At 42.5% G+C, this 6,671-nt stretch carries 5 protein-coding genes; all 5 read right to left on the bottom strand.

Features of this window, described 5'->3' with window-relative positions:
• Positions 1-105: 105 nt before the first annotated feature.
• The 5 genes from VGA95_11165 to VGA95_11145 all read right to left on the bottom strand — a co-directional run bounded on the left by VGA95_11165 (position 106) and on the right by VGA95_11145 (position 6,165).
• The gene (locus VGA95_11165; protein HEX9667099.1) at positions 106-1,518 is read right to left on the bottom strand and encodes an LssY C-terminal domain-containing protein; all 1,413 of its coding nucleotides are present in this window, start codon (positions 1,516-1,518) and stop codon (positions 106-108) included.
• A 59-nt stretch (positions 1,519-1,577) separates the two neighbouring features.
• Positions 1,578-2,867 (bottom strand): LssY C-terminal domain-containing protein, encoded by a 1,290-nt coding sequence (locus VGA95_11160; protein ID HEX9667098.1) that lies wholly within the window; start codon positions 2,865-2,867, stop codon positions 1,578-1,580.
• Positions 2,868-3,037: 170 nt separating this feature from the next.
• A complete protein-coding gene (locus VGA95_11155; protein HEX9667097.1) occupies positions 3,038-4,432 on the bottom strand; it encodes an MBL fold metallo-hydrolase in 1,395 nt (464 codons plus the stop codon).
• 208 nt (positions 4,433-4,640) lie between these two features.
• Positions 4,641-4,961 carry a TraR/DksA C4-type zinc finger protein gene (locus VGA95_11150; GenBank protein ID HEX9667096.1) on the bottom strand — a complete coding sequence of 107 codons (321 nt, stop codon included), beginning with the start codon at positions 4,959-4,961 and terminating at the stop codon, positions 4,641-4,643.
• Positions 4,962-5,235: 274 nt separating this feature from the next.
• Positions 5,236-6,165: a hypothetical protein gene (locus VGA95_11145; protein HEX9667095.1), complete on the bottom strand. Its 930-nt coding sequence runs from the start codon at positions 6,163-6,165 to the stop codon at positions 5,236-5,238.
• Positions 6,166-6,671 lie beyond the last annotated feature (506 nt).

Here is a 6,671-nt window from a genome sequence, read left to right as displayed (position 1 = left end):
AGTAATAGAAATAAAAGGCCCAACGCATACGTACTGGCATGCGTTCAAAGTTTCATTTCGCCAGGCCCAAAAAAGGTTAAAATTTAAAAATTACCTTGAATTAGTTCACTCTTTGTATTTATTCCTGATCTTTCGCATTTCCTCCCGCAAATTCACCGCTTCTTCATCGTCTATCCATTCCCAGGAGAAAAATTCGAGGTCTGACAGAGAAGTGGGCTCACTGCCGAAGAGGAAGACCACTCGCCTTCCATCTGTCCAGTACGGTTGGTTCATAAAGTTTCTGTGCGGGTTATCCTGAGTGGCAATTCCAACACCATCCAGATAGCCGACTTTTCTCACAGCCTGCGAGAATATAAGATCCTGCATCAGGTATTCCCTCGCCTCATCTATATCAGGATCTATGGCATGAGCGGTTCCCCACCATGTTCTCCAGGTGAAATATGAACCTATGTCCCGGCTTATTGCACCGATCCAGATGTCTTTGCCTCTGTATTTGATCGGTGACAACCACAAGCGAAGGTGGTTCCTCTCATGGATTGTAGATCTCGCCTTCTGTAGCCCCATGTCCTGTGAACGTTTGTAGAAGAAAAGACTGCTCATCGGTGACGTGCGATATCTGGCACCCGAGAAAAACGACTTGAAAGCCCTCAGACCGGACCTAAATGAAATTGGTTCTGTAACGTCCCAACCGCGGTATATCAAAGCGGGAAATATGTCATCTGGATCACCTATCAATGTAAAATTAAGGGGGTCATTCCTTCCGGAACCATCCCTCTTTTGTGTACAGCAAGGTAGATTTTCAAGAGCTCTGTGTAATTCTTCCTCATCTTCTATATTCACTATCCCTTTGTCTGAATACAATCTATGAAAATCTACTCTCTGGTAGTCAGTTGTAATGCCGGGGACCTCAAACAGTAATGGGAAGGACTCTATTCTTTTCGGCCCATAAAGAGTCACATTTACAAATTTTATACCAGGATCAATGTTTGTATAAACGAACCCCTCCGATACACCACCTGGAGGAATATAACCGTCAATGGCTTGCTCTTGAAAATATTGATCAATTAACTCATTTACACTGAATGCAAAAGGAAGGTGGTTCATATACGCCGCTTCATTGGAAGTAAAATAATCCGAGTCCATCGCCACAAATAATAATGCGAACGGCGTATCAGTCCTGTTTTCTATTCGTAACCATACTGGCTGCACGCCGCCCCTCGCCAGATTAACACCGAATATCTCCTCGCTCTCATGATCACTGAGGACTACTGCTCTAACTGTTATACCTTCACGGCTCTGTGTCTCGGCCCTCAGAAGAAATGGCACGTCCCTGGTTGGATTGGGAGAGGGTGAATAAAACTTACATCCATTTGTTGTTTCCACACTAAAAACAGACTCGCTTTGGCCAGTGGGACTGCAATATGATGCACAGCCAGACCAGAATATGGAACCCACACCGATTGTTAAGATCAGGAATATGCCACCCAACAGTCTAAATAAATTTTCAGAGTTTAACATCTTGGGTAATCAGCATAATTACGGTTTGAATATCATTTCTTATCTTTGAGAGTTATTTTCTAAAACTCCATATTTTCGTCGATATCTCCGGGTAAATCCCATTTCAATATCTCTATCTCAGACAGACTTGTAGGTTCACTCTCTATAAGTAAAACAGCACGCATCCCGTCTGACCACCAGGATTGATTCTTGAAATTCCTGACAGGATTGGATCGGGATGAGGCGACTGAACCCCCGACATAACCGAACTTACTTAAATTATTCGAGAGCCCGATGTCTTCCGTCAAATAAGACCTAGCTTCATCAACTTCGGGATCAATGGATTTTGCGACGTACCACTCAGTCCTACGGGTAAAATCCGAACCAATATCCCGAGTGGTGGAACCAAACCACACATACTCTCCCTTGTACTTAATTGGAGTCAACCATACCCTGAGCTCTATCCTCTGACGGATCTTCCCCTTATCCTTTTGCCTGGTCTTCTGAAGACTGTAATCCTGACTCCTTCCAAAAAAATACTCCCGACTCATCGGAGTAGTTCGATACCTTGCAGTCGAAAAGATTTTTGATAGATCTATCTTCTTCTCCCAGTCATCAGAGATCGGCTCTGACACATCCCAGCCACGCCTGATGAAAGCAGACGCGATATCATCGGTATCACCAATAAATACCAAATTAATTGGATAGCCTTTACCTTCTCCCTCTTCATCAGTTGTGCAACAGGGAAGATTCTCCAAGGCTTTGCGAAACTTCTCCTCATTATCGTAATCGATAAATTTGTTCTCTGAATATAATTCCTGCCAATCCACAATATCATAGTCACCTTGAAATCCTGGAACCTCAAAATAAAACACGAATTTTTCTATTGTAGTGAAGCAATAAAGAGTAACCTCAACGTATTTAATCCCCGGATCCATGTTCGAAAAAACGAAACCGGACTCCTCTTCCCCCGCTGAAACATATTCAACGTGCATTCCGACCTCATTGAAGTGCTTATCCATCTCCTTGTTAGCAGAGCCGCCGAGCGTGAGCGTGTAGTGGTTCATAAACGCAGCCTCATTCGGCGAAAAATAGTGGGGATCGAGTGTAATCGGCAAAAATAGACAAGGTATTTCATTATCGTTCTTGATGCTTAACCAGACAGGTTGGATATCCTTTCCGGCTAAATTCACACCGAACAATTCTTCACTTTCATCGTCGCTCAGAACAGATGCAGAAACAGTCATGCCATCTCTGCTCTGCGTCTGGGCGCGGCTTTTAAACGGAACCTCTTCAATCGGCTTTGGAGAGAAATTAGCACATCCTAGAACGGCTGTTAAGAAAATTATTACTATGGCTCGAATAATCATAATCAGACTGCCAACTGCCTACCTCGCCAAATTACGTGTAAGAACGTTGATTATTTAACTTCCCAAAGACGTTTTGTCAACGTTTTGCTGAATCACCAGATTAATTAAGTGCGTGATATAAAAGCCCCTATGAGATGATATAGAAGAGTCAACTCTTGATTTACTCTAAGTTATTTCACAGTGCCGAGCTTAGCGGCTTCCCATGCGGAAATCCCACCTACCAGATCGGCAAAATTTGAAATTTTATTCTGCTCAAGAAGGCTCGAGGCAATCGATGAACGATATCCGGAAGCACAATGTACAACAATCTTTCGATCTGGAAGTATTTCATAAATCCGGTGTTTTAATTGGTTCAAAGGTATGTTAACGCTCCCGCCTATCCGATTTTCTTTCCATTCGTCATTCGTCCTGACGTCAAGAATAAGTGGCGAATGCTTCGAAGAAAGCTGTTCGCGAAGTGTTAGTACCGTTATCCTGTCCGTACGCTTTAAAAGATCGGGTCGAGTTAGAAGTGCATGCATCCCTCCCTCAAGATAACCCTTAATATTGTCAAACCCGATTCGACCCAGTCTCATAACTGCTTCCTCCTCATGCCCCCTGTCGGCAATTATTACTATCGGCTTATCCCTTTCCAGCAATGTGCCAGCCCATGTTGCGTATTTGCCACCAAGTGCGATGTTAATACTCCCTTCTAGGTGTGCACCCTCAAAATCGACCGGCTCCCTGACATCTAAAATTTGTGCGCCCTCTTCTCTTAGATTGATGACCTTGCTCAAAGAGAGCGGCTTTAGTGCCTTCTTCATTGTTTTCATTAGTGTCAAGTGTTCTTTTGTATTGAGAATTGCATCATACGTGAAGTAGTCGGGCGCTTCGGGTTGATCAGCAGTAACAATCTTTATAAACTCTTCTCTGCCCATCGGTTGAAGAGCGTAGTTGTATTTTCTTTGAATGCCGATCGTTGATACAGTATCCTCACTCAGGTTCTTACCACACATTGAGCCTGCACCATGAGTCGGATAAACGAGTGTCTTATCCGAAAGCTTTAAAATTTTATTTTGAAGGGAATCGTACAGCATCCCTCCAAGCTCTTCTGCAGACCATCCCAGGGATGCCCTGAGATCAGGCCGTCCAACGTCCCCGATAAAAAGAGTGTCGCCCGTGAGAACTCCATAAGGTTCCTTCTCATCTTTGGCAAGATCATAAACTATTATTGATATGGACTCAGGAGAGTGACCCGGTGTCTCAAGAATCTCAAGACGCACCTTCCCAAATTCTATTGTTTGACCATCAAGTAACGGAGTAAATTCATACTCTGCTTTGGCACGAGACCCAAGACATATTTCTGCGCCCACACGTTCCTTAAGTTCGAGATGGCCTGCAACAAAGTCTGCATGAAAGTGTGTTAAAACGACATGGCTGATGTTAAGTCGCTGGAGTTTAGCATCAGCCAGATACTGGTCTATGTCTCGTTGCGGATCAACGATAACGGCAGTCTTACTCTCTTCATCCCCGATCAGATAGGATGCATGCGAAAGGCATCCTAGGTAATATTGTTTAAGAATCATATTACAAGTTAAGACAGCAGCCTTTTAAGATTTTTATAATACAAATCAAGGGAAATAAGTGTGTTATTTTACCCATAAATTTAAAAACAGTATTAGCCTGTATTCGCTGATGATCACCACAAATAATTAATAGCAGTCCTAAAATCGGAGCTAACCATTTTTATCCATCGCAAATCAATATAAATTGTATTATATAAATCTCTGAATCTTAACCCTGGGCACAATCAATACAGCGATCGGTATAAGGAAGGGCTTCCAACCGTTTAACAGAAATAGGTTTTTCGCAGACTACACATAGCCCGTATGTATCTTTTTCAATGCGACTAAAAGCCTCGTAAATTTGCTCTAATTCGAGTCGAATGCTTCCCTCAAGCACCTCTACCACTTCTTCATGTGACCGCTCTACAGCCTGCTCTTCGGAATCCTTATCGTGAGTTTCCCTGAGGGACTTCTCGACCTTTCTGAGCTTTTCCTGAAGCTCATCGCGTCTAATCATAAGTTTGTCAATCAATTCTTTATACTCATCCATAAAAGATCCCCTCTTTTATGTTTTTTACATCAATAAAACCATTTAATTATAACTAACTATTTCATAATACTCATTCTTTAGCAATCAAATAAATGCGGGGATATCAACCAATCAGGTTGATTCGCTTCATGTCATTCGAAGGAGAAATAGTATCATTTCTAGCAAGATTCTGTCTGTATAATGCTTTTGAAAATAAAAATTTGTCGTAACAAAACTGTAGAGTCTTAAGTCTCAGATATTTTGCGTGTGAATTAAATTTTTGAATTGCTAGACCCTATGGTACGAGGCACCCGGGGGGCACACTTATAATTGCACTTGCGCTCTCCTGATTGATATCGCCACTGGCTCCAAAAATTTGGCAATCAACAGGAGGCACCAGCAAGTCAACAACCACCGATGATTGGCCACCAGCCCTGATTCCGAAATCCTCGGAAGAGTTTATTACGAACTCTTCGCCGCTAGAAAGATTTGTAAATGTCTGATTACTGCTCCTGACACCGCTGTTTCTGCTCGAAATTTCGAAACTCTCAGATGCATCAATTGAGATTATCGCTCTCTTATCAGCCTTGATACCAACTGCACAATTTGTTGCAGTGAAGTTTTGAACGTTCATTGTGACAGTACTGTTCTTCTTCGCTGTAATGCAGTCATTTGAGCTACCATTTATTGTGAGCTCTGCTTGTTGAGGGGTCGAAATTCCGAATTCTGGACCGGAAAATATGAACCTCTTACCGTCACCTATCCTGATACGTCTTTGATCTACCTGATAACCGCCACCATCAACATCATCGATAATTACCTGACTGGGACTTTCAAGTCTAACATCCAAAAACACCTCACTATCTTGTGTTATTAAGAAAAACTCGGAAAAGCTTTGTGAAAATGGAAGAGGCGTCGTAAAAATCAATTCTATAAGGCGTTGAAGCCCTTTAGCAGGGACCTTTAACTGATAAGCCCCAAATACGCTTGTGTCGGTACTACTGCCCAATCCTTTTCCGTTGATCGGGTCAATTGCTTCAACCGATATTCCGAATACATCACCGGTATCCCCATCAACGGATGTTACCGTCCCTGAAATTGCGACTCTCCCAGGCCCTCCTCCTCCGCCACCGCCGCCGGTAACGTCAAAGCAACCTATTAGCATTAGTGCCACAGCTATTGATGATACGATAAAAAGGAAAGGAGCCTTTGATGCTTTAGCCATTACATTATTCTCCTTCTAATCTGAAATCGCTGAATCCGCTCATTCTAGCACATTGGGTTTTCTTGTCAATTAAACCTTTTCACGCGCCCAGATGACGATAGCCGGGGTTTTCCAACCCCGATAATTAGCTTTTATCACGGAACATACCAAGGCCCATCTCCGTTTATTCCTTCTATTCTTATTCAACAACTTCCCTATTTCATGTAGATTCATTTTCGATGCGAGAAAGGGGTGCCTCTAAGAAGCTTATTTGCAGGATCACCAATCCGCGTCGTATTGAATTTTTCCGTATCCGTATTTCTTACGGATTTGAATAAGAACAAGCCGCCCTCATTTTCTCGTCCGCCCGATGATAAACGATCATTTTTTAATTTTCTTTAAATTCCAATCCTAATATGAACCTTTAATGAGAAAGGGGCTTGTGACCCATTAATTGTTTATCCTAGAATCTCACAAATATTTTCTTGTTCCGAAACAGCCAACTCTGTAATATAATAATTAAATTC

The sequence above is a fragment of the Thermodesulfobacteriota bacterium genome (assembly GCA_036397855.1).
Classification (GTDB): domain Bacteria; phylum Desulfobacterota_D; class UBA1144; order Nemesobacterales; family CSP1-2; genus DASWID01.
Note: the sequence above shows the minus strand (reverse complement) of the source record. Positions and strands in the feature narration are given on the sequence as shown.

Excerpts from the sequence above, each read along its gene's own strand:
- VGA95_11155 (HEX9667097.1), bottom strand. The coding sequence starts at position 4,432 with ATGATTCTTAAACAATATTACCTAGGATGCCTTTCGCATGCATCCTAT.
- VGA95_11150 (HEX9667096.1), bottom strand. The coding sequence starts at position 4,961 with ATGGATGAGTATAAAGAATTGATTGACAAACTTATGATTAGACGCGAT.
- VGA95_11160 (HEX9667098.1), bottom strand. The coding sequence starts at position 2,867 with ATGATTATTCGAGCCATAGTAATAATTTTCTTAACAGCCGTTCTAGGA.
- VGA95_11145 (HEX9667095.1), bottom strand. The coding sequence starts at position 6,165 with ATGGCTAAAGCATCAAAGGCTCCTTTCCTTTTTATCGTATCATCAATA.
- VGA95_11165 (HEX9667099.1), bottom strand. The coding sequence starts at position 1,518 with ATGTTAAACTCTGAAAATTTATTTAGACTGTTGGGTGGCATATTCCTG.